The organism is Schaalia suimastitidis DSM 15538, from assembly GCF_000429105.1.
In the GTDB taxonomy this organism is placed as follows: domain Bacteria; phylum Actinomycetota; class Actinomycetes; order Actinomycetales; family Actinomycetaceae; genus Pauljensenia; species Pauljensenia suimastitidis.
Genome location: NZ_AUBF01000008.1, coordinates 110,919 through 131,620, shown reverse-complemented (window position 1 = coordinate 131,620; position 20,702 = coordinate 110,919). Strand labels below are relative to the sequence as shown.

Sequence of the window (20,702 nt, the reverse complement as noted above, 5' to 3'; positions counted from 1 at the left end):
CGGCACACGGCCACCACACAGCAGTCGTACTCTTGGAGGTGTGAGCCTTGGTCAGAAATATCTTCCCGCAGTTGCCCTTATCGGTGTGACCGTCGTATGGGGCTCCAGTTTCTTCCTGATCCGCGACCTTGTCCACACCATTGCGCCACTGGATTTCCTTGGCCTGCGTTTTGCTATTGCGGCACTCGTCATCGGAGCCGTGCGCTGTAGGCCACTTATCCGATCAACGAGGCGCACGTGGGGTCGCGGCATCATCCTTGGCTTAGTATGGACCGGCGCGCAGATCTTTCAAACCTATGCACTGTCAGTGGGTAGTGCCTCGGCCGTTGGTGTAGTAACAGGCATGTACGTTGTCCTCACCCCACTGATCCTGTTCCTCGCTTGCCGAATGCGGTTATCAGCGCGAGTGTGGGCAGCCAGCGCCCTTGCGATGACAGGGCTTGTTGTCCTGAGCTACCAAGGGTGGTCTTTTGGTGGTGGCGAAAGCCTCGCGCTGGTCGGTGCTTTTCTTTATGCGGTGCACATCGTATTACTTGGCCGCTGGTCACCTAAAGAAAATGGACTAGATCTTGCGGCCATACAAACGATTACCTTGGCACTGGTGCTGGGGCCGCTCGCACTCCCCGGCGGCGTGACACTGCCGCAGACACTACAACAATGGGGTGTCCTCATGTATATGGCGCTGGTGGCCGGCGTTGGTGCACTCTATATTCAAACCTGGGCCCAAGCCCATATTGCCTCCACAGCAGCAGCCGTCATCATGACCACCGAACCTGTTTTCGCCGCAGCCTTTGCCGTAGGGCTTGGCGGTGAAACTCTCACCTTGCGACTCCTCGCTGGGGGCGGAATGATAGTGGCAGCGATGATGATCAACGAACTTGGTGGGGCATCCACAGTGTCTCGGGCCTCTGGGCATTCAGGGGGTCGCCCACGCTCCTCCTGGACAAGGACACGTAGGAGGTGACCTTATGGCGCGACAACGCAAACGCTCGCCGTTTTACGCATCGAGGCGTGTTCCCCATGCCATCACCCCCCTACATGCCCGCCTCAAACTAGCGCCGCTTCTGCCACAGGTTGTCGGGGTTGCCGCTGCTCACCTTGTCACCTCCTCGTCCCTATTACCTGAAAACCTCCGTAACGTCACCCAAGAAAAAGCCGCGCGTTACGGCGACCAAGTCACAGCCAAAGCGCAGCGACTTTTCTTTGACGACCCGGGCCTTGACACCCTGCTGATACGCGGCATCACCCGTTTTTCTGCCGGTATTGCCACCCTTGGGCGCACATGGCTGCGTGCCTCGATTGCCCTAGGCGCTGACCGTGATGGCCGTGCAAAGGCACTGCTCCCATTGATTCCCACCCGAGGATATGACGCCTTGATGACTTTTGCCCTCAGCGCCGGAACCGCAGTGGGCCTATTCAAAGGTGGCCAGGTGCACCTCGACCTGTGTTACGACTCTGCGCGCCATGGTGAACCCTATGTTCCCTTTGAGTCGGAACGGCCACGACCACAGTTCCACCGATATGATGCGCCACGTCGCATATCCGATATGGTTGCTGACATTGATGACCTCTACTGGTCAGCGGGCTACGGGCAGAGCATAAAAATTACTCGAGTAGGTACGGGTCTTGCCAGACGGTGGCTCGTATCCCTGCCGGGAACGGACCACGTGGACCTCGAAAGTACACCAAACCCATGTGACGGCGAATCGAATATCCGCGAGGTCCTTGGTTTACCGTCAGCATCCAGGGTGGGAACGGTGATGGCGTTACATGCGGCGATGGATATGGAGGAGATCCCTATCTCTGACCGCAGTAAAGAACAGGTTGTGATCTGTGGTCATTCACAAGGGGGGATGGTGGCTGTGGCGCTCGCTGCTTTACCGCCGACCGAAGCGGGGGTACGCGTCACGGGTGTACTTACTGTCGGGGCGCCGGGTCGTCGATTCCGTATCCGCCCAGATGTCACCATGCTCGCCATTGCTCACGACCAAGATGTCGTTCCCAGCATGGATGGGACTTCGACGCGGGTACCGGATCACCGCGTCGTTGTTGGCCGCCGCCTTATCCGCCCACGGCGAGATCCGCTGTATTACGCACATTCATCAACAACATACACACAGACAACGATGCTGCTGGAACGTCAGGTCGCTGTCGCACCATTTGGTCGGGTTGCGCGTGCGCTGCATCGCTTGGAAGAGAATTTACCTAACGAAGGGGAAGACACTCGCGTCTTTTTCTTTAATTTCTGGCAAGAGGTGCTGGATACGACCTCTGCGGACACATGGGAAACCTTCATCCGCCTCGACCGATCACAAGCGCTCACAGCTGTGGATGCTGACGGCGAACCGCGAACGGCACGCAACGGGACAGCCCCGTCACCAACACCTAGGAGAGAAAGATGAATAAGCGCCCCAAACATCAAGGGAAGATCCTTCCCGTTCTCCGGCGTGCGTTACGAGGCACCCCACCGGTCAACAAGGGCCTTGCCGACGGTGGTGGGATCCTTTCGACAGGTTCGCGCGCAGGCATTGACCGTGGAACGTCAGCCATCCCTCAACTATCAAGTCCCGCCATGATCGCCGGTGCTGCAGTTGCAGCTGTGGGAGTGGGGGCTGCCGTCAAAGGACTGAAATCGTCGCGGCGTGCAGGTCGCTCAACCCGAATGCGTGACTATCTTGAGCACATACTGGGTGGCTTTGCTTTACCTCTTGGCTGGGATGTGCGTCTAGCGCATGTGGAAATGCACGAAGGATTTGGTAAACCCGCACTGGCCGAAATCGATGTCTTCGTGAGCCGCCGTGAGCGGACCGACAGTGATGATGCTGTGCTTCGTCGCCTCCTTGACACGCTCATTGAAGCAGCCTGGGATAACCGCGAGATCGCTCCCGTGTCAGTACGTATGAGGCTACTTGATGCCCATGATGGCGAGGCGGTCACCCTTGAAGGCGATATCCTCACTTTGGCTGACGCCACGGCCCTTGGCTTTAGTTCTACGACCGCAACGCCACCTGAACTATACGAGCATTACGGTTCGCCAGCCTCAGATCGCTACTGGCACCCGTGATACATGCTGCCGTAAATACTTGCTGCTGGGCGAGTCGCAGGTGGTGCTACCAGACAGCACTGGCTTAGAGGACCCACCGGGCAATTTGGCCGGACAACCCGATATATGATGCTGGAGTGAGCGCGATAAGGCGCGCTTCAACGTCATCGGGAAGTCCCAAACTGGAAATAAAGTCACGCATCTGAGCCTGGCCCACCTCGTGACCGCGGGTCAGTTCTTTCAAACGCTCATAGGGATTGGCCATCCCTTGTGCCCCCGCAAGTGCAGCAGCACGCATTGCCTGCTGCACCGCCTCGCCAAGTACAGCCCAATTCGCATCCAGATCATCAGCCATTCGCGTTGCGTCGATATCAATCCCTTGCAAGCCGCGCAGAAGGTTATCCAGTGCCAGAAGAGAATGGCCCAAGGCCACACCAATATTGCGTTGCGTTGTCGAATCAGTAAGGTCACGTTGAAGGCGCGATGTCACCAGGGTTGCTGCCAAAGAATCAAAGAGCGCGCATGACACTTCCAGGTTGGCTTCGGCATTCTCAAAGCGGATGGGGTTGACCTTATGAGGCATCGTTGAGGAGCCGGTGGACCCCTGTGCCGCAAGGTTTTGATGGAAATACCCCATGGAAATATAGGTCCAACAGTCTGTCGCAAGGTTATGGGCAATGCGGTTAAAGCGCGCCAGATCGGCGTACAGTTCTGCCTGCCAGTCGTGGGACTCAATCTGCGTGGTCAGCGGATTCCACGTCAATCCCAGGCCCTCAACGAAACGGCGGGATAACTCAGGCCAATCCGTAGTGGGCACTGATACGACGTGAGCGGCCCACGTGCCAGTTGCACCGTTAATCTTGCCTAGGTAGTCAGTGGCTTCCACACGCCGAAGCTGACGTGACAAACGGTGGTGGACGACGGCCATTTCCTTGCCAATGGTGACCGGTGTGGCGGGTTGCCCATGCGTGTGGGCCAGCATTGGGACATCAGCACCCAATTCCACCAGTTCAGCAATACGAGCAAGGAGGGCACTTGCAGCTGGCAGCCACACTTGCTCCACCGCTGCCTTGATGGTCAATGCGTAGGCAAGGTTGTTGATATCTTCCGAGGTGCAGAAAATATGAACCACTTCGGTCAGTGTCGGCAGTGTCGTGTCGGCTCCCACAACCGTTGGGGCAGCCGCGAGGTACTCACCGATGAGGTATTCCACAGCTTTGACGTCGTGGCGGGTCACAGCTTCAATGTCCGACAGGCGCGCAATATGTGTTGCGTCAAATGAACGAGGTAATGCGCGCAGGTAGCTGCGTTCAGCGTCGGTCAGACTCGGTGCGCCTGGAAGAGCACGGGTATCAAGAAGGTGGATGAGCCATTCGATTTCGACGTGAACACGTGCCCGGTTCAACGCCCCTTCACTGAGGTAGTTGGCTAACGGCTCAGCCGTGGAGCGATAGCGGCCATCCAAAGGGGAGAGGGCTTGGCCAACCTGAGACAGATTCACGTATCCGCACTGGGGGGAAAATATCGAAGACGCGCTCATGGATTAATCATGGCAGATACCGACTGGGCAATACGGGTCGTGCCCTTGTTCTGGACGAGGCGCCGAATCTTTGGCTGGCACTGTGGATTTCAGTGTGCCTATTGTGAACACGGGTACTGCCATGGTGCCTTTTTCACAAGCATCTTGAACCTGTGTTGCTGCGCAACACAGTGGCCGTGGTTGTGCTGTCATCTCCACAGGCAAACCACTCATCACTGCCTTATCCACCACTTTATTGCGCACACACTGTTTCCCCAATGTGCCTTGCTACACGTGGGTGCGGCACCAGCATCGCCGTAACCTCAAGGAAGCGACGCATGGACCCGCACGTGTTTATATGAGCGCAGAAGCTCAAAGGGAAGGATATGACGATGTATGACAACCCTGAACTAACCCGATGTTCCAGTGTGCAGGCACTTCTAGATCAGGCCGCCAATGCGCTCGCTGACGCACAGGCGGTCCTCGCCAGCGAGGCATTACCCTCCTGGGAAGGCCACAGTGCTGATTGTGCGCGAGGACGTCTGGCACAAGTGCAAGGAATTGCCAGCATTGTACGGACTGACACGAAACAGGCTCGTAATGCTTGCCATCTTCTTTACGCCATGGCGCAGGAAGAAATTGAACGAACTCAGCTTCTCCTACTTGGGTGATGACCATGACTTTTTCTGACGATGTCGTGGTGTACTCATCCCACACGCACGTTGATACCGATGCACTGGTCGTGTCGTGTACACGTTTGAGTGGCAGCTACGAGCATGTTTACTTCGCCTGGGAGTGTATTCGAGCAGCCCAAGAACTCCTCCAATCCAACGGGGCGTTAGCGCCCGAAGCGCTGGCCTTCGCGAAAGCCGAATTAGAGGACTGTGCACTCAGCTATGTGCGTCTAGTTGAGCAGCTGGAGTTTTTCTTACAGCAATTGACCTATGCGGCGCTGATATATGCTGCGGCAGAAAACGACGTATTTGCTTACTGGCAGCTGGATTATGTGCGCAGCAAGATTCGGACACACATGCCTTTTCGTCTACCTTGGGCGCCTACCCTCCACGCTGCAGGCTTTTTCGCTGCACTTGATGCTACATATTTTCGTTTCGGTGCCAGCAGTGACTTGTCCGGTGTGCGTATGCAAATGTCCGCTGGGCTTCTCGCTGCACTTGCAACCGTTACGCCCCGTGACTTCACACTATCGGCAAAGGAGCGTGCACGGTGGAACGGACAAAAAGCAGGTGTTGCCGCTTCAGCCTTACTTGCGGCGATGAGTGGAGACCCTGACGGTCGCACTAAGGTGAATGTGCAACACGTGACCTCGGATGGTGCAATTGCAGGCGCTGAATCTGTCGGGGTTGCGGCAGGCTACGCAGCCGCGTCGCATAAGAAAGGGTCGATAGCGCAGGCACTGGGTTTCGGCGTGCCAACTGCGTTGTGGGTGCGACAGGGTGCTCATGTGGGTGCACCTAGAGGGGGCGCCACTCGGTTATCCGGCAGCGTGACGGAAACACCAAGAAGTGCCTCCGATCTCCTTCATCGCGTCGGTGAAGTTGGTGGGACCAAAGAGGAAGGACGTATCGAAATACTCAAACATGACACACCAGGACACGGGACGTCGTGGAGTGTCATTATTCCCGGAACGAAAGTGTGGAGCCCCGGGGGACCCAACCCGCAAGATATTCTGACGAATACGCAACTGGTGGGCGGCCTCAGCAATGACCAAAGTGCCGCTGTCCTCCACGCGATGAAAATGGCGGGTATTGCACCAGGAGAGGCGGTAGAGTTTGTTGGCCATTCCCAAGGTGGCATGGCGGTCGCGCAGCTCGCGTCTTCGCCGCAGGTTGCCCAGCAGTACAACGTGGTGTCAGCCTTAAGTGTGGGTGGTGCAACAGCTTATGCCCAGCCCGCACATGGGGTGAATATGCTCAACCTGGAAAATACGCGTGATGTGGTGCCCGCAGCCGACGGTGCTTCGGCGGGGTCTCAACCAGGGTTGACCAGCGTGTATTTTGACGGGAAGAATGCAGCTCCCCACGTGAACGGTGCGGGAAGTGCGCACAGCCTTGCTGTTTACGAGGCAGCAATGGGTTCACTGGAGGATGACGTCAACAGTGGGCGGGGCGTGCCTGAGGTCGCTCAATGGCTCAACGACCGCGAAGAACACCTGGCGTTGAACCAAGACACGGTGACAACCTCGTATATTTTCACATCCAAGCGGGGTAACTAGCGTGCAGGCACCTCATGGCGTACGTGGGGTAACAGGCAGAGGCGCACTGAAGGCGAGGTGTGCCATACAGGTAAGACGTGCGCTACAGGCGAGGTGTGCTCTGCAGGCAAGACATGCCGTGCAGTAAGCACAATGGTGGCACGGTAATGTGCCGGGGGTCAGTTCTTGTCTTCCTTGCCCAGAATCGCCACAGTGAGGGAGGAAATAATCGCCGTAATCGTCCCACCCAGCAGAGCAGGCCAAAAGCCACCGACAATAAACGGCAAACCAAGGGACGTAGCTGCCCACCCAGTGATCATGTAGACCACTGCGTTCGTGACCAAGGCAAATAAGCCAAAGGTGATGAGGTACAGCGGAAAAGCCACCACCGTCAACACGGGACGAACCAGACTGTTCACCAAGGTGAGAACTAATGCCACACCAGCCAAAATCAACAAGCGTTCAGTAAGCGAGGTACCTTCAGAAATGTAGATACCAGAAACCAGCAGGGTGGTTACCCAAATGCCGAGCATGGTGCCAAGTAAACGAATCACAAATCTCATGCCACAAGTCTCGCATCCATGCTCCCGCTGCGCTCGTCTTACGACGCGGTCTGCTGCACGTGCGGACTGTCTTGCATTCACTTGCTCGCTGCGCTCATCGGCACCATCGCATCCACCAGCTTCACCGTGTCCACACCCTGGGGTGAGAAAGAAAATACAGTCAATATACGGTAGGACAGATATATGACCCTACCTGTCCGACTGCGCCCTGAAGCTTTGACAATCCCTCGCTACGTGCCAGGCCGCGCTGTGCCTGGCGCAGCAAAACTCTCCTCCAACGAGATGCCCTCACGACCTTCGCCCTCCGCCATTGAGGCCGCCAGCGCAGCCATCGCCTCGGCACACCGATACCCTGATATGGCCGCCCACCAACTGCGTGACGCCATCGCCACGCACTATCGCCTTGACGTTGAGCAAATATGTGTCGGCACAGGGTCCTCGGCCGTACTCTTGGCGGCACTTTCGGCTGTGTGCCAACCAGGTGCGGAAGTGATCTTCCCATGGCGCAGCTTCGAATCCTACCCCATTGCAGTGCCAACCTCGCATGCCACACCTGTGCCCATTGCCCTACGCCCTGACGGCAGCCACGATCTTGACGCCATGCTGGCTGCGGTTAACGAGGCAACAGCAGCCTTGATCCTATGCACCCCAAATAACCCCACCGGTGTGGCCCTGACCTACACGCAGGTAGCTGACGTGGCTGCGCGCCTACCCGACCACGTGCTGCTAATCGTCGACGAAGCATACATGGAGTTCGCCACCGCCCCTGAGGTGACAACAGCAGTGCCACTGATTGCTACACACCCCAATATCATGGTGATGCGTACCTTCTCCAAGGCCTATGCACTCGCAGGGCTGCGCGTCGGCTACGGCATGGGACATGCTGACCTCATAGGCGCAATGCAGGCCCTATCGGTCCCCTTCGGTGTTTCTGGTCCAGCGCAGGCGGGCGCGCTCGCGGCACTCAATGACCAGGCGTATATGTGTGCCGCCGTAGCTGAGGTTGTTGCCGAACGAGAACGAATTGTTACCCGCCTGCACGACATGGATGTCTTGCTACCTGAAACACAAGCTAATTTTTACTGGCTGCCCACATTTGGGCGTGATTTCGTGGACTCCTGTGCCGCTGAAGGCCTCATTATTCGCCCATTCCCAGAAGGTGTACGGGTCACCGTTGGTTCTGCTGAACACAATGATCGACTGCTGACACTGGTGCAGTGCTATCTAGAGCTTCGCCGCAGCACACAGCCACGTAGGCATCGCTAAACGGCGGGCTTAGTGGTGCCTCGGGTAAGGCACAAGCGGCGCAGGGCACGTAACGTCCCATGCGGACACTGCCTCGTAGCGACATGCGCCCTATGCGATCTGCGCTGCAGCAACACTCACTAACGCGCAGGCCACCAATTCAATAATGCCGATCACCGCTGGGCGGAGCGGTACCTCGCGCCGCTTTTGATACAGCGGCACGACCAACGAACGCCCAGACAGAAGTAGCCACACGGCCGGTGCGCTCCAATGTACCTGGCCCAGACTCCATGCCATCGTCATCGCCACAGTCACTACCACGTGCCAGATGACGGCTGCATATACCCAACGAATATCACGACGACCACGTATGAGGGAACGCACGTAGGGGACGGTGCCCAAAAAATACGCGCAAAGAAAAGCAGCTATCAGCCATGTCTCACGCGTGCCGTAGCCGCTACCATAGGCCACCGGCGTCATCAAACACGAGGCAAGAATAGTGGTCACGCGCACGGACAGGGCACGGCTGTGCCGACGCCAAATACCCCATCCGGCAACCGCTAAAAGCGGAGCAAATAACGGTGCCCACGCCCAAAGACTTGGGCGCCACAACAGCAACGGAACACCAGAAAGGAACGTCAAAATGCCCCACGTGACCAGTGCGGCACGGATACGATGACGGCGTCGCGGCGCGGTTTTTGCCCACAATTCGAAGGCATGAAAAAAGGCAAAAGCACTCAGCCACGCCACCAGCAGTACAAGATGCCACGCACCCAGGCCCGCCTCGGCAATCCCAAAAAGGATTGGTAACAGCGCCATCGGCCACGCCCCATGCTGATCAGGGACCCAGCCGTGTGCTCGTAATGACGACGCCATAACCACCAATCCTAGGGCGTGAAGCTAACTTTCAGCGCGCCCGCGACGCCAGTAGCCCATAAAAGCGACCGCGCGCCGATCAAGACCACGCTGCGCCACCAAATGACGACGCATCGCCTTTACCGCAGAGGCTTCGCCAGCAAGCCATGCGTAAAGAGGCGCAGAACGCAGTGCCGCCCCACCTTTCGCGTGCCGAGGTACCTCCCAGAGCAGTTCCTCGTCAACATTGATTTCTTCCACGTCCTGTGGCACCCCCGTCGGACACAATTCCTGCGCAGCACGAACCACTTCCGAGACAAGAAGCTGCCCGTGTTCGCCGCCATCACGAGCCACCACGCGCACATCAAAACCAGGGTGGGAAGGAAGGTACGCCATATCGGCCTGCGTTGGCATCTCCACAACCACAATACCGCGAGCCGACTCAGGCAGATCCTCAAGGATACGCGCGATGGCAGGAGCCGCGGTTTCGTCACCGCCCAGAAGGTAAGCGCCCGTATGCTGTGGAGGCACAAAATCGACGCCTCCAGGGTCGCCATGGTAACGGCTGTCTGGCCCGAGCAGCATCAACGCGTCACCAATCTGAGCTGCCTCAATCCACTGTGCGGCGGGCCCGCAAGGGCTATGGCGGACCGCATCGATCTGAACGTGACGCATACCGCTGGCTTGGTCAATGGTGACACTGCGAGTCGTATAGGTTCGGATCGGGCAGCGTTGATCTTCAGGCAAGGCAAGATAGTCGGCATACCAGGAAGGTCCGTGTGGCAGATAGGCGTAGCCGCCGCAGCGCGCAGGAAAAACAAGTTTAATACGCTGATCCCACCCAGGGTCCGCCCAGTGTTCAAGGTCTTTGCCTGAAAAGGTTAAGCGGCGAATGTGTGGCGTGAGGTCCTCAATGGCGGTCAGTGTAACGGCGAAAAGATCGAAAGGTTGCACAGCATTGGCAGTGTGTGTCGCACTCATGCGCAGACCTCCTCAGTTTTTCGTGGACCTTCAGCTTTCGTAACATGGTGGCGTCCCAGGGGTACGACAAGCGGCGTGTCTGAGGCAGGATCACGCACCACAGTGGACGGGAGGTTGTAGACCTCCTGGATCAGTGCCTCGTCAATAATGTCGCTCGGCGCACCGCTGGCGACAATACTGCCCTGTTTCATGGCGATCACGTGATCGCCGTAGCGGGCTGCAAGGTTAATGTCGTGCAGCACCATGGCGATAGTGGTTCCGCGCCTGCGATTAAGGTCGGTCAGCAGGTCGAGGACCTCCACCTGGTGGGCAAGATCAAGGAAGGTGGTGGGTTCGTCCAGTAACAAGATATCGGTGTGTTGGGCCAAAGACATTGCGATCCATACGCGCTGGCGTTGTCCTCCAGAGAGTTCTTCCACGCGTCGCTGCGCCAACTCGCTGGTGTGGGTGACCCGTAGGGCTTCATCGACGAGGTGCGCGTCCATGCGTCGCGACGAGGTAAATAGGCCTTGGTGCGGGTGCCGTCCACGCGAGACCAGGTCGGCGACGGTGATGCCTTCGGGGGCGATGGGCTGCTGTGGGAGCAGGCCGAGGCGTTTGGCGAGCGTGCGGTTAGGGATCCGTTCAAGCGGTGTGTCATCAAGGGTGACCGCACCGCCGCGTGTAGGGAGCACACGCGCCAACGTCTTGAGCAGTGTCGATTTTCCGCAGGCGTTGGCGCCAATAATTACAGTAATTTTCCCAGTGGGAATGTCGACGCTGACGTTGTTGACGACCGTGCGCTGTCCATAGCCGGACGACAGATGGCGTGCACTGAGCTTACGGGCAATCGCATGGTCATCTGCTGCAGGGGGTGCAGTGGGTGAGGATGGCCCCTGGCGGCGTTGCGTGGATTGGAGTGCGGGGTGAGGTATGCGGGTCATGCGCTTGCTCCTGACTGATTGAGGCGGAACAGAGACAACAACAGATAAGGCGCACCGACGACGCCAGTGACAACGCCAACAGGCAAGACAGTGGGGAAAAGGTGCTGTCCTGCGAGGTCAGCGCCTAAAACAAGAAGAGCCCCAATAAGAGCCGACAAACCCAGTAGGGTGGAATCTCCGGGTCCAGCAAGACGCACCGCAAGTGGTCCCGCAAGGAATGCCACGAAGGCAATGGGGCCGGTGGCGGCTGCCGCAAATGCTGAGAGCACCACAACCCCGACCAGAAGAAGCAGACGTGTGCGCGCCACATTGACACCCAGACCGATAGCGGCCTCGTCACCCAAACGCAACGTCCTCAGGTCTCGTTCAAGGAGCAACATCATCACACCGACTATGCCAACGGCTAGCGACAGTGGACCTACCTGCTCCCATGCCGCATTCGATAGCGAACCGGAGAGCCACCGTAACGCCTCGGAAATGTCAAAAATATTGGCGCGCAGGATGACGTAGTTCGTCATAGCCATCGCCACTGCGGACATGCCAATACCCACCAGGATGAGTTTGCCACCCTGCGTGCTTGCGCGGCCAGAGAGGGCAAAGATCAGCAGGACCATGCCAAGTGCACTGGCAAGCGCAATGGTGTTAACGATCATGCCCGAGAGGTCAAAGAGCAGTACTGCAATCACTGCGGCAGTACTTGCGCCAGAGGTAATACCAATAATGTCAGGACTGGCAAGGTCATTACGGAGCAGTGTCTGGCTGGTTCGCCCCGCGATACCAAGGGCAATCCCAACAAGCGCAGCGATTATTGCGCGCGGGAGGCGTAGATGCCCAACAGCAAAGGAAACACCGGGGATTAGTTCACCGCGAATCACAGCGAAGATTTCACCAGGGGTATACCACGAATTACCCGCAGCAACATCGAGCCAGAACAGAACGAGGGCCAGCACTGCAACGATGGCCAAAGCACCGTAGCGACGCCGATTGTGTTGGTGCAGCACCTGCAAGGTGGTGATGCCGTCGGCTGCAGGTGTCGTTTTCGAGGCGGAATCAACGTGCGTCGGCGGTGTGTCCTCATCGGAGGCGGAGTTAGTGGGCGCTTGGCCTGCGGCGGTCAAATTATGCGTTGTGTGTGTGACGGACATTAGTTCAGCCCCACTTTCGCTGTGCGGGCAACGGCGATAAGCACAGGAGCACCAAGGAATGCGGTGATGACGGCGACAGGTATTTCGCTGGGGGAAATCAGCACGCGACCGATGACGTCAGAGGTAGTGAGCAAGAATGCGCCACCTAGGGCACTGAGGAATAGAAGCCAGCCATGGGAAGGACCAATGAGGATTCTGATGACATGCGGCACCATAAGTCCGACGAATCCGATAGGGCCTGCGATGGCGGTGACTGTGGCTGAGAGGATCACGCCTGCTAGGGCTGCGAGTGCACGTGTGCGGTCAACATTGACGCCGAGCCCAATGGCCATTTCTTCGCCGAGCGCAAGGCTGTCCAATGCGCGTGCGATAACAACGGTGATGATGGCGGCGACAAGCAGGAACGGGGTGAGTGTGAGGATCGCTTGCCATGTTCCACGTCCAAGTGAACCCACCTGCCAGGCGCGGAATGCATCAAGCCCTTGTGCTCGTGGCAGCATAATGGCGCTGATGAGGCTGGACAGGGCGGCTGTGGTTGCCATACCGGCAAGAGCGAGTTTAACCGGGGTTGCGCCGCCGGGACCTGCTGAGCCAATTGCATTGACGAAAAATGCGGTGACAAGTGCGCCGACAAGGGCTAATCCGATGTGTTGTGACAGGTGTGTGGCGCCGAAAAATGCGATGCCAGTAACGACGGCGAGGGCGGCACCAGTATTGATGCCAAGGATGCCTGGGTCGGCGATGGGGTTGCGGGTCAGGGACTGCATAAGGGCACCTGATACTGCAAGCGCAGCGCCAGCAAGTAAGGCAATGACGGTACGTGGCAGACGCTCGCGCACTGCGAGGGCACCGAGTTCGTCGGTGGGAGTGTTGGTGATGCCGATGTAGATTTCGTCAAGGGTGACAATGCGTGCACCAAAGGCAACCGAGGCGAGGCTGGCGGCGCCAAGTGCGAGGGTGAGGACAACCCCAATAAACAGTGGTGAGATGCGTTGTGATGCTGCACCAGCCCTGGCCTCATCTGTTGACGAGGCCAGGGCTGGGTGTGCATGGCGTGTGGTCACTGGACTTTCGCAGCTGCTTCTGAGATTTTTGCGACGTAGTCAGCGATACCCCATGGGATCGAAAGTGGGCTGGGGTTCGTGGAGGCAGCGAATGCGCCATTGCCAACGAAGACGACAGCGCCGTTTTTGATGGCGGGGATAGTGCCAAGGAGCGGGTCGGCTTGGAAGGTTGCTAGGTCCTTTTCATCGCCGTACATCACGATGAGGTCAACGTCGGCGAGTGCATCGGCGTTTTCTGCGCTGACTTGGACGTAGAACGAGGTGGGGTCCGCTTCTGAGGCTGTCTTCACTGAGGCAGGAACGGCCAGGCCAAGGTCTGCAAGGAATGCGGTACGTGGGTCAGCGGTGGTGTAGTAGCCAATTTGGCTCATATCTGCGGGGGAGCCATAGAAGAAGGCAGCGGATTTGCCTTCGATATTGTCGTATTTGGCGACTTCGTCTGCGATTTGCTTTTCAAGCTGAGCTACGAGCGCAGTGCCTTCATCGGCTTTACCGATGGCGGTGGCATTCATGGTGATGTATTCGCGCCAGGGTGTGCCCCAAGCAACGGATGGGTAGGCAACGGTAGGTGCGATTGCGGACAGTTTGTCGTAGTCTTCCTTGGTCAGCCCAGAGTAGGCCGCGAGGATCACGTCGGGCTGGGTGGCAGCAACGGCTTCGAAGTCGATACCGTCCGTTTCATCGAAAAGAACGGGTGTGCCGCCAAGTTCTTCGACCTTTGCTTTGGTCCAGGCAAGCATCTGTGAATCGTCTTCAACACCCCAGGTTTGCGCAGCAAAACCTACAGGCATGACACCAAGGGCAAGGGGTACATCCTGATTGGCCCAGTTCACTGAGGCAATACGCTCAACTTTGGCTGGGATCTCGGTGGTACCGAATGCGTGTTCGATGGTGGTGACATTAGCAGTGGTGCTCTGTGCAACATCTGAGGTGCTGGTGGTGTTGCTGGCTGATGAACAGGCGGTGAGCAGACCAAGTGCCAGGGCGGCAAGTGCGGCGGTGGCGACTTTCAGGCTACGCATGGTGGCCATCTTTCTCTCGATGGGAAGCTACGAAAGGTAAGGCTAACCTAAACGTCCACGTCTGTCATTTTGACAAAATTCACATTGCGTAATTCATTGTTGCTCTACGCGATAGTTTCGAGGCGTCTCTGGTCCGCGGATCGCCCACGTAGCAATGCTTTGTCCAGGATGCGGTTGCCTACACTGGGAGGATATGAGCCAGCAGACCGCATCGCCTCAATCGCCAGCCAAGGCCATTGTCCTGGTCGTTATCACTGGCGTCGTCGCAGGATTCCTTTCGGGCCTCTTTGGTGTTGGTGGCGGATTGATCATCGTCCCCGCACTGATGGCGGCCTTCAACATGGATCAGCGTAGAGCCTCCGCCACATCGCTTGTTGCTATCATTCTGACCGCAGGTGTTGGCATGCTCACCTACGCGATGAACGGGTACGTATCCCTCGTTGCTGCTCTTTTCCTTGTTGCGGGTGCGCTTGTTGGTGCACAAATTGGCGTCTATCTTCTGCGGAAACTGCCCGAATGGTCTTTGCCGTGGATATTCGTTGGTTTTGTGGTCGTCATTATCGTCTCCCAACAGCTTCACGTGCCTACGCGCGACGCTGAACTTATCCTTGACGCGCCTCGTGCCCTCGGATTAATCGCCGTTGGAATCCTTTCGGGAATCTTCGCCGGTCTGGTTGGCGTAGGTGGAGGTGGCGTGATTGTGCCTGGTTTGGAGCTCCTCGTTGGCGTTGGAGACCTCCTGGCTCGCGGCACCTCACTGTTGGTGATGATCCCCACCGCTGTCACAGGGTCGTGGACAAATATCAAACACGGGCTGGCAGACCTCAAAATTGGCCTGCTCGTTGGGGCAATTGCAGCAGCGCTAACCCCGGTTGGTGCCGCCGTGGCTAAAAGCGTAAGCCCTGCAACAGGCAATATATTATTCGCCTGCTTCTTGCTTGTGCTGGTGGTCAATATGCTTGCTAAGGCCTACGCGATGCGCCGCGCCAAAAAGGCGTCCGAAGGCGGTGTTGGCGAGTGAGGTACCCGAATGTGGGGAGATGATAGCTGGTGCCTGAATCTCGCATCCTAAAATGACAAAACCGCTGGTAAGCAGCGGTTTTTGTCTGTCGGGGTGGCGGGATTTGAACCCACGGCCTCTTCGTCCCGAACGAAGCGCGCTACCAAGCTGCGCCACACCCCGTACGACTAGATGAGTATAGCCACCCTTTGGCGACAGCACCAAAATTACGTGCAGGCACAGGATGAACGGTAGATCACACAGAGATGAAATGTAGTAGCGACACCTCTGGCCTCGTGGCAATTCTGACTGGAGCGTAAGGCGATGTTCCCAAACCTGCCGAAACATGTAAAAGCGTCTGCGACGCTGGCGTCACCCACTCATGTACACCTTTAGCCCAGGCACGCGGCAGATCACAGTTGGTCACCAAGGCGCCGTACCCCGGTAGGCCAATCTGTCCACCGTGGGTGTGTCCCGCAAGAATGAGGTCAGCACCCGCGTTACTCATCGCATTGACGATACGAAGATATGGTGCATGTGTGACGCCCAAGCGCAAGACCTGATCATCGGACCATTGTGAAACAGGTTTAACCAGACGATCCCGGTCGATATGCGGGTCATCGACGCCCAGCAGTGCAAGAGTCTGTGTCCCCGCAGAAGAGACAATATCCATCGTAAGGGATTGGTTGGATAGATCTCGCCATCCTGCCTGCCGGAGAGAATTGGCGAGTTCAGCCCAGGGAAGGTCTGTTTGGCGGTGGTCATCGTGGTCGCGTGCATCTGTGCGTAGATAGCGGGACCAGCGTTTGCGGCGCGGCGAAAAATAGTCATTGGAACCGAATACGAAGGCGCCAGGACGGTCAGCGAAGAGCTCATGTGCGGCGATCGCCAGATCAATACCTTCCGATGCGCCGAGGTTGTCACCAGTGGAGATTACCGCATCGAAATGTTGTGTGGCCGCCACCTCGGCCAAGAAATCAAGAAGAAATTCTTGGCCAGGATACATATGAAGATCGGAAATGTGGAGCAGTGTGACGTCATGTATGCCGCGGTAGGCTGGCATTTCAATCTCGTAGCGGCGAATGGTGGGGAGCCTACGCTCAATAGAGCCCCATAGCAGTGCTGCACCACCTAAAGCAGCGGTTGTCGCCGCTCCCCATGCGAGTCCACGACCCAAAGAGGTAATGCCTGCACAGCAGCGGCGGTGGGTGGGAGACATTATTAGTCCCCTTCCGTTGCTTCTTGTGGAGCGTCGGTAGCCTGGGCACCTGAGTTTGTTTGGTTTTGCTCCTGGGTCTCGACCCGAGGCGTGGGTGCGGGTGCAGGGGCACCGATGTACGCAGTGTTAATCGGCGTGATGGGAGTACCCTCCAATGCGGCGCTCATATAGGGTGCCCAAATATTTTGCCCGACGAAGGTTTCACCATAGATTGCACTGTAGTAACGCCCATTAATGGTGACGTTATTGACCGGTGTTTGTGAGGCGTTGGCATGCCCAACCCATGCCGCTGTGGCCAGTTCGGGGGTAAAACCGGCAAGCCACGTATTCGCGTTAGAGTTCGTTGTGCCTGATTTTGCAGCGAAAGGACGTCCCCCAGCAAGGCGCGTCGCATTGTAGTAGCCGCTGGTAGAGCGGGTGAGGATGGTGGCGACCTGACGCGCCACGCCTGGTGTGACTACTTCACGGCATTGCGGCTGGTATTCCTTGATGACGTTGTCGTTATTGTCGGTCACTGTGGTCATGGACTGAGGCTCGCAGTAGCTCCCATCATTGGCGATGGCCGCGTAGGCGCCTGCCAACGCCAATGGTGAGGCCTCAGCGGAGCCAAGGATATTTGACGGGTAGGCGTCGATTGGTGAGCCGTCTTCCTTAGTGAAACCAAAGTCGGCTGCGGTTTGGAAAATGCCACAGAAGTCAACTTTGGTGCCCATATTGACAAAGGCCTGGTTGGCAGAGGTACCCGTTGCCCGAATAACGTCCATTGGCCCATCTTTCAAGGTGCCACCCAAGTCAGTCACGCGATATTGGCTGGTGACATAGGGTGCGCCGTCGCAGGTGAATTCGCCGTTTGTGTAAACACGGTTGGCGCGGCCAACGGCTTCGTATGCAGAATGTCCTTCTTTGAACCACTGGATCAGTGAGAACAGTTTGAAGGTTGACCCCACTTGGAAGTGTCCATCCGCTGCGTAGTTATTCATCGTCCGACCCTCTTCCAGGCCAAAGGCCGTATTTTGAGCCATCGCGACGATTTGGCCTGTCGACGGGGAAAGGGATGCGAGCGCTGTGTCGACATCTGAAGCGTCGTCAACGGGGATGGTCCCAACCAAGGCGTTGTAGGCATGTTGTTGTTTCGTCGGATCAATGGTCGTGCGAATGGTGAGGCCACCGGTCTTTAAAAGGTGGTCACGTTCAGCGGCAGTGGCACCAAAGGATTCGTCTGCAAGAAACGCTTTGACAACGTAGGTGCAAAAATATGCCATTACATCAGAGGCGCCGAGGCACCCCTGTGGGGTGACCGTTGGATTGAGTTGGTCAGGTACCGCAATAGCAACGTACTGTTGGTATTCCTCTTCGGTGATGATCTGCTCGTTCCTCATCACGCCAAGGACGATATCGCGTCGGGTTTGTGCGGCTTCGGGATTTGTCAGCGGGTCATATTCCACTGGCGACTGAACCAGACCGGCGAGCAATGCAGCCTGGCCCCAGTCGAGTTCTGCAGCACTCTTGGAAAAATAGCGTTGTGAAGCGGCCTCCACCCCGTAGGTAATGGGACCAAAGGGGGCGATGTTGAGGTAGCCAGTGAGGATCTCATCCTTGGACATGCGCCTCTCAAGGGCCATCGCATATTTCATTTCGCGGAGTTTACGCTGAGGCGTCTGCTCCACCGCAGAGTTCACTAAGTCTGGGTCACCTTCGAGATATCCGCGTTCCTGGAGAGCATTTCGGACGAATTGTTGGGTGATAGTCGAGGCACCTTGTGTACCTGAACCGCCAAGGTTATTGATGAATGCGCGGCCAATACCTGTGGCATCAACACCAACATGTTCGTAAAAACGCTTGTCTTCAATGGCGACTATTGCAGCCTTCATTGTGGCAGCGATCTGGTCTGAAGCGACAACAACCCGTTGTTTGTCGTAGAAACGGGCAATGATATTGCCGCCCGCATCGAGCATGACCGATTCTTCTGCAGGTTGGACGATTTGTAGATCGCCAGGCAGGTCCTCGAAGACCTTGGGTACAGTCTTGGTGACCACGGCGGCAGAACCCGCGGCGGGGACAAGTAAGCCTGCGCTCAGTAGTCCCAGCGTTCCCGAAAACAGCAGGAAGGCGAGGAGCAGCGTAAGTAATTGTGCGAGGCTCACTGAACGTTTGCGGGTCTTTGCCATAGCTCTAAGGATACGTCCCTTCGAGACAATTGCCATTGTGAAAAAAACCGTGTTAATGCGTGAAAATGCATATTTCAAGCAGCGTTAGTCAAATATTTGAAAACTGTTGGGTTGGATGCTGGCTTGCAGTGGCGACTAGTTATTGTGTATCGTCGCATGTGAAAGGTCAATGATGACCCCAAAAGGAGATAAGACATGCCTCTCGATGGCAACGATCAAAGTTGGGTTGCACGCGCACTGTGTGCCGAGTATGAACCAGATGCACTCTTTGTTCAGGGCGCCTCGCAAAGGCAAATTCGACTTCGCTGCATGGAGTGCGAGGTGCGTTTGGAATGTTTGGCTGACGCGCTCCAATCGTCAGCAAATTATGGCGTATGGGGTGGCTTGACAGAGCGGGAACGCCGAGCGCTGCTCAAACACTATCCGCATGTGACTGATTGGGCAGAGTGGATCACTACCTCCGACGATCCGTTGGCCTGCGAGATTCGCGCCCCCAAGGTCCCGCGGATCCTCGCCCGGGTCAGAGCCTAAGCCTCCCTACGCGTCGCCATTGTCGAGGTGGGGTGCAGCTTGGCTTAATGCGGGGACGCAGCATGGTCTGAGGCAGCGCGCCATTCCGACCCAAGGCTTTTGAACAGCACGGTCCGAGGCGGGGGCAGTATGGTGAATAACCTTTAGTGCGCGTAGGATCTGCCTATGACTACTTGGGAATATGCAACTGTGCCGCTACTGACTCACGCCACCAAAGCCATCCTTGACCAGTGGGGCGCTGATGGCTGGGAACTTGTTCAAGTCATCCCTGGGCCGATGGGTTCAGACAATCTGGTTGCCTACCTGAGGCGACCAAAAGGCGAGAAATAAGGCAGCAGGTGCTGCGCCAACATGAAGTGCTGAGCCACCGCGGAAACACAGAGTAGATAACGTGAGGGCGGGTCGCTACACCACATGGTGTAGCGACCCGCCCTTAGTGTTCAGCGTGCGCGACGCGCAAGGCGATCAACGTCAAGGAGCGTAACGGCGCGTCCTTCAAGGCGGATCCATCCACGTGAAACAAAGTCTGCCAGTGACTTATTCACAGTTTCGCGAGAAGCGCCAACGAGTTGAGCCAATTCTTCCTGGGTGAGGTCGTGCGGCACATGCACGCCCTTGTCAGTGGTGTTACCGAAACGGTCAGCCAGGTCAAGCAGTGCCTTAGCCACACGGCCGGGAACATCAGAAAACACCAGATCAGATAGTGATTCATTGGTGCGCCGCAGGCGTTGTGCAAGGGCGCGCAACATATGCTTGGCCAGCGTGGGGTTCGTATCGAGGATTTCCATCAGATCCTCATGTTCGAGGAATAGGAGGGATGCGGGGGACACTGCGGTGGCAGTGGTTGAACGCGGGCCTGGATCGAAAAGGGTGAGTTCACCAATGATTTCACCTGGGCCAAGGACGGCGAGCAGTGATTCGCGGCCATCTGCTGACGTGTGGCCGAGTTTCACCTTTCCTTCAGTGACGATATAGAGGCGGTCACCAAGGTCGCCTTCGTCAAACAGGGTTTCGCCGCGGCGGAGGGTGGTGTGCCCCATCTTTTGTTGCAGAGAAATCTGCTGAGCCTCGTCGAGGCCTCCAAAGAGGGGGACCTGACTAATGAAGTTTCCGTCGCCGATCATATGAGGCTGGTCTCCGTTCTTGTCTACGAGTATCCGCAGGAGTACTGCTGCGGGGCAACCAATGAAGTTGCGCACGTTCGCGCGCGCG

20 protein-coding genes and 1 tRNA gene are annotated in these 20,702 nt (G+C 57.1%); 9 read left to right on the top strand and 12 right to left on the bottom strand.

Going from position 1 to position 20,702, the window contains the following annotated elements; genetic code table 11:
- Positions 1-40 precede the first annotated feature (40 nt).
- From G438_RS10735 to G438_RS11910, 3 genes are read left to right on the top strand one after another with little or no spacing between them, the layout of a single operon-like run.
- On the top strand, positions 41-964 hold the full coding sequence (locus tag G438_RS10735) for a DMT family transporter (RefSeq protein ID WP_084403056.1): 924 nt from the start codon (positions 41-43) through the stop codon (positions 962-964).
- 4 nt (positions 965-968) lie between these two features.
- Positions 969-2,402, top strand: coding sequence for an alpha/beta hydrolase family protein (locus tag G438_RS10730; protein WP_051259276.1), 1,434 nt, complete (start codon positions 969-971; stop codon positions 2,400-2,402).
- Positions 2,399-3,064: a hypothetical protein gene (locus tag G438_RS11910; protein WP_051259275.1), complete on the top strand. Its 666-nt coding sequence runs from the start codon at positions 2,399-2,401 to the stop codon at positions 3,062-3,064. The genes G438_RS10730 and G438_RS11910 overlap by 4 nt, the downstream gene beginning before the upstream one ends.
- A 64-nt stretch (positions 3,065-3,128) precedes the next feature.
- Here G438_RS11910 and purB read toward each other — a convergent pair whose 3' ends face one another.
- Positions 3,129-4,583, bottom strand: a complete 1,455-nt coding sequence (gene purB, locus G438_RS0104055) for an adenylosuccinate lyase (protein ID WP_034285045.1) — start codon at positions 4,581-4,583, stop codon at positions 3,129-3,131.
- Positions 4,584-4,948: 365 nt separating this feature from the next.
- On the opposite strand from purB, the gene G438_RS0104045 reads away from it, so the two are divergent.
- Together G438_RS0104045 and G438_RS11905 are read left to right on the top strand one after the other, a co-directional pair.
- Entirely contained in the window at positions 4,949-5,233 is a 285-nt protein-coding gene (locus tag G438_RS0104045; protein ID WP_131245759.1) for a hypothetical protein, read from the top strand.
- Positions 5,234-5,238: 5 nt separating this feature from the next.
- Complete coding sequence (locus G438_RS11905) at positions 5,239-6,795, top strand: hypothetical protein (protein ID WP_131245757.1); 1,557 nt, start codon at positions 5,239-5,241, stop codon at positions 6,793-6,795.
- A 158-nt stretch (positions 6,796-6,953) separates the two neighbouring features.
- Here G438_RS11905 and G438_RS0104035 read toward each other — a convergent pair whose 3' ends face one another.
- Positions 6,954-7,337, bottom strand: coding sequence for a phage holin family protein (locus G438_RS0104035; protein WP_026460247.1), 384 nt, complete (start codon positions 7,335-7,337; stop codon positions 6,954-6,956).
- Between the two features lie 183 nt (positions 7,338-7,520).
- Between G438_RS0104035 and G438_RS0104030 the strand changes: the two genes are divergently transcribed.
- The gene (locus G438_RS0104030) at positions 7,521-8,603 is read left to right on the top strand and encodes a histidinol-phosphate transaminase (protein ID WP_026460246.1); all 1,083 of its coding nucleotides are present in this window, start codon (positions 7,521-7,523) and stop codon (positions 8,601-8,603) included.
- Between the two features lie 90 nt (positions 8,604-8,693).
- Here G438_RS0104030 and G438_RS10715 read toward each other — a convergent pair whose 3' ends face one another.
- The 6 genes from G438_RS10715 to G438_RS0104000 are packed head-to-tail and all read right to left on the bottom strand — an operon-like array spanning position 8,694 to position 14,572.
- A complete protein-coding gene (locus G438_RS10715; protein WP_034285041.1) occupies positions 8,694-9,458 on the bottom strand; it encodes a YwiC-like family protein in 765 nt (254 codons plus the stop codon).
- 24 nt (positions 9,459-9,482) lie between these two features.
- Positions 9,483-10,418, bottom strand: coding sequence for a siderophore-interacting protein (locus G438_RS0104020; RefSeq protein ID WP_026460245.1), 936 nt, complete (start codon positions 10,416-10,418; stop codon positions 9,483-9,485).
- On the bottom strand, positions 10,415-11,341 hold the full coding sequence (locus G438_RS10710; protein ID WP_084403055.1) for an ABC transporter ATP-binding protein: 927 nt from the start codon (positions 11,339-11,341) through the stop codon (positions 10,415-10,417). The genes G438_RS0104020 and G438_RS10710 overlap by 4 nt, the downstream gene beginning before the upstream one ends.
- A complete protein-coding gene (locus G438_RS10705; RefSeq protein ID WP_084403053.1) occupies positions 11,338-12,486 on the bottom strand; it encodes a FecCD family ABC transporter permease in 1,149 nt (382 codons plus the stop codon). Before G438_RS10705 ends, G438_RS10710 begins: the two co-directional genes overlap by 4 nt.
- Positions 12,486-13,550: a FecCD family ABC transporter permease gene (locus G438_RS0104005; protein ID WP_240470976.1), complete on the bottom strand. Its 1,065-nt coding sequence runs from the start codon at positions 13,548-13,550 to the stop codon at positions 12,486-12,488. The genes G438_RS10705 and G438_RS0104005 overlap by 1 nt, the downstream gene beginning before the upstream one ends.
- Positions 13,547-14,572: an iron-siderophore ABC transporter substrate-binding protein gene (locus tag G438_RS0104000; protein WP_026460243.1), complete on the bottom strand. Its 1,026-nt coding sequence runs from the start codon at positions 14,570-14,572 to the stop codon at positions 13,547-13,549. Before G438_RS0104000 ends, G438_RS0104005 begins: the two co-directional genes overlap by 4 nt.
- A 193-nt stretch (positions 14,573-14,765) precedes the next feature.
- On the opposite strand from G438_RS0104000, the gene G438_RS0103995 reads away from it, so the two are divergent.
- Entirely contained in the window at positions 14,766-15,593 is an 828-nt protein-coding gene (locus G438_RS0103995; RefSeq protein WP_026460242.1) for a sulfite exporter TauE/SafE family protein, read from the top strand.
- An 88-nt stretch (positions 15,594-15,681) separates the two neighbouring features.
- On the opposite strand, the gene G438_RS0103990 is transcribed toward G438_RS0103995, so the two are convergent.
- From G438_RS0103990 to G438_RS10695, 3 genes are all read right to left on the bottom strand, one after another.
- Positions 15,682-15,755, bottom strand: a tRNA-Pro gene (locus tag G438_RS0103990).
- A 73-nt stretch (positions 15,756-15,828) separates the two neighbouring features.
- Positions 15,829-16,791, bottom strand: a complete 963-nt coding sequence (locus tag G438_RS10700) for a metallophosphoesterase (protein ID WP_131245755.1) — start codon at positions 16,789-16,791, stop codon at positions 15,829-15,831.
- Between the two features lie 2 nt (positions 16,792-16,793).
- A complete protein-coding gene (locus G438_RS10695) occupies positions 16,794-18,959 on the bottom strand; it encodes a transglycosylase domain-containing protein (RefSeq protein ID WP_051259274.1) in 2,166 nt (721 codons plus the stop codon).
- A gap of 195 nt (positions 18,960-19,154) precedes the next feature.
- Between G438_RS10695 and G438_RS0103975 the strand changes: the two genes are divergently transcribed.
- Together G438_RS0103975 and G438_RS12210 are read left to right on the top strand one after the other, a co-directional pair.
- Positions 19,155-19,490, top strand: coding sequence for a WhiB family transcriptional regulator (locus tag G438_RS0103975; protein ID WP_026460241.1), 336 nt, complete (start codon positions 19,155-19,157; stop codon positions 19,488-19,490).
- Between the two features lie 165 nt (positions 19,491-19,655).
- On the top strand, positions 19,656-19,820 hold the full coding sequence (locus tag G438_RS12210; RefSeq protein ID WP_084403050.1) for a Sp36 family protein: 165 nt from the start codon (positions 19,656-19,658) through the stop codon (positions 19,818-19,820).
- 110 nt (positions 19,821-19,930) lie between these two features.
- Here the strand turns inward: G438_RS12210 and G438_RS0103965 are convergent, their stop codons facing one another.
- Positions 19,931-20,614, bottom strand: a complete 684-nt coding sequence (locus G438_RS0103965) for a Crp/Fnr family transcriptional regulator (protein ID WP_026460240.1) — start codon at positions 20,612-20,614, stop codon at positions 19,931-19,933.
- Between the last annotated feature and the right edge of the window lie 88 nt (positions 20,615-20,702).

Bases quoted from the DNA above. Each gene is read 5' to 3' on its own strand.
- G438_RS10730 (WP_051259276.1), top strand. From the start codon at position 969: ATGGCGCGACAACGCAAACGCTCGCCGTTTTACGCATCGAGGCGTGTT.
- G438_RS11910 (WP_051259275.1), top strand. From the start codon at position 2,399: ATGAATAAGCGCCCCAAACATCAAGGGAAGATCCTTCCCGTTCTCCGG.
- purB (WP_034285045.1), bottom strand. From the start codon at position 4,583: ATGAGCGCGTCTTCGATATTTTCCCCCCAGTGCGGATACGTGAATCTG.
- G438_RS0104045 (WP_131245759.1), top strand. From the start codon at position 4,949: ATGACGATGTATGACAACCCTGAACTAACCCGATGTTCCAGTGTGCAG.
- G438_RS11905 (WP_131245757.1), top strand. From the start codon at position 5,239: ATGACTTTTTCTGACGATGTCGTGGTGTACTCATCCCACACGCACGTT.
- G438_RS0104035 (WP_026460247.1), bottom strand. From the start codon at position 7,337: ATGAGATTTGTGATTCGTTTACTTGGCACCATGCTCGGCATTTGGGTA.
- G438_RS0104030 (WP_026460246.1), top strand. From the start codon at position 7,521: ATGACCCTACCTGTCCGACTGCGCCCTGAAGCTTTGACAATCCCTCGC.
- G438_RS10715 (WP_034285041.1), bottom strand. From the start codon at position 9,458: ATGGCGTCGTCATTACGAGCACACGGCTGGGTCCCTGATCAGCATGGG.
- G438_RS0104020 (WP_026460245.1), bottom strand. From the start codon at position 10,418: ATGAGTGCGACACACACTGCCAATGCTGTGCAACCTTTCGATCTTTTC.
- G438_RS10710 (WP_084403055.1), bottom strand. From the start codon at position 11,341: ATGACCCGCATACCTCACCCCGCACTCCAATCCACGCAACGCCGCCAG.
- G438_RS10705 (WP_084403053.1), bottom strand. From the start codon at position 12,486: ATGTCCGTCACACACACAACGCATAATTTGACCGCCGCAGGCCAAGCG.
- G438_RS0104000 (WP_026460243.1), bottom strand. From the start codon at position 14,572: ATGCGTAGCCTGAAAGTCGCCACCGCCGCACTTGCCGCCCTGGCACTT.
- G438_RS0103995 (WP_026460242.1), top strand. From the start codon at position 14,766: ATGAGCCAGCAGACCGCATCGCCTCAATCGCCAGCCAAGGCCATTGTC.
- G438_RS10700 (WP_131245755.1), bottom strand. From the start codon at position 16,791: ATGTCTCCCACCCACCGCCGCTGCTGTGCAGGCATTACCTCTTTGGGT.
- G438_RS10695 (WP_051259274.1), bottom strand. From the start codon at position 18,959: ATGGCAAAGACCCGCAAACGTTCAGTGAGCCTCGCACAATTACTTACG.
- G438_RS0103975 (WP_026460241.1), top strand. From the start codon at position 19,155: ATGCCTCTCGATGGCAACGATCAAAGTTGGGTTGCACGCGCACTGTGT.
- G438_RS12210 (WP_084403050.1), top strand. From the start codon at position 19,656: ATGACTACTTGGGAATATGCAACTGTGCCGCTACTGACTCACGCCACC.
- G438_RS0103965 (WP_026460240.1), bottom strand. From the start codon at position 20,614: ATGATCGGCGACGGAAACTTCATTAGTCAGGTCCCCCTCTTTGGAGGC.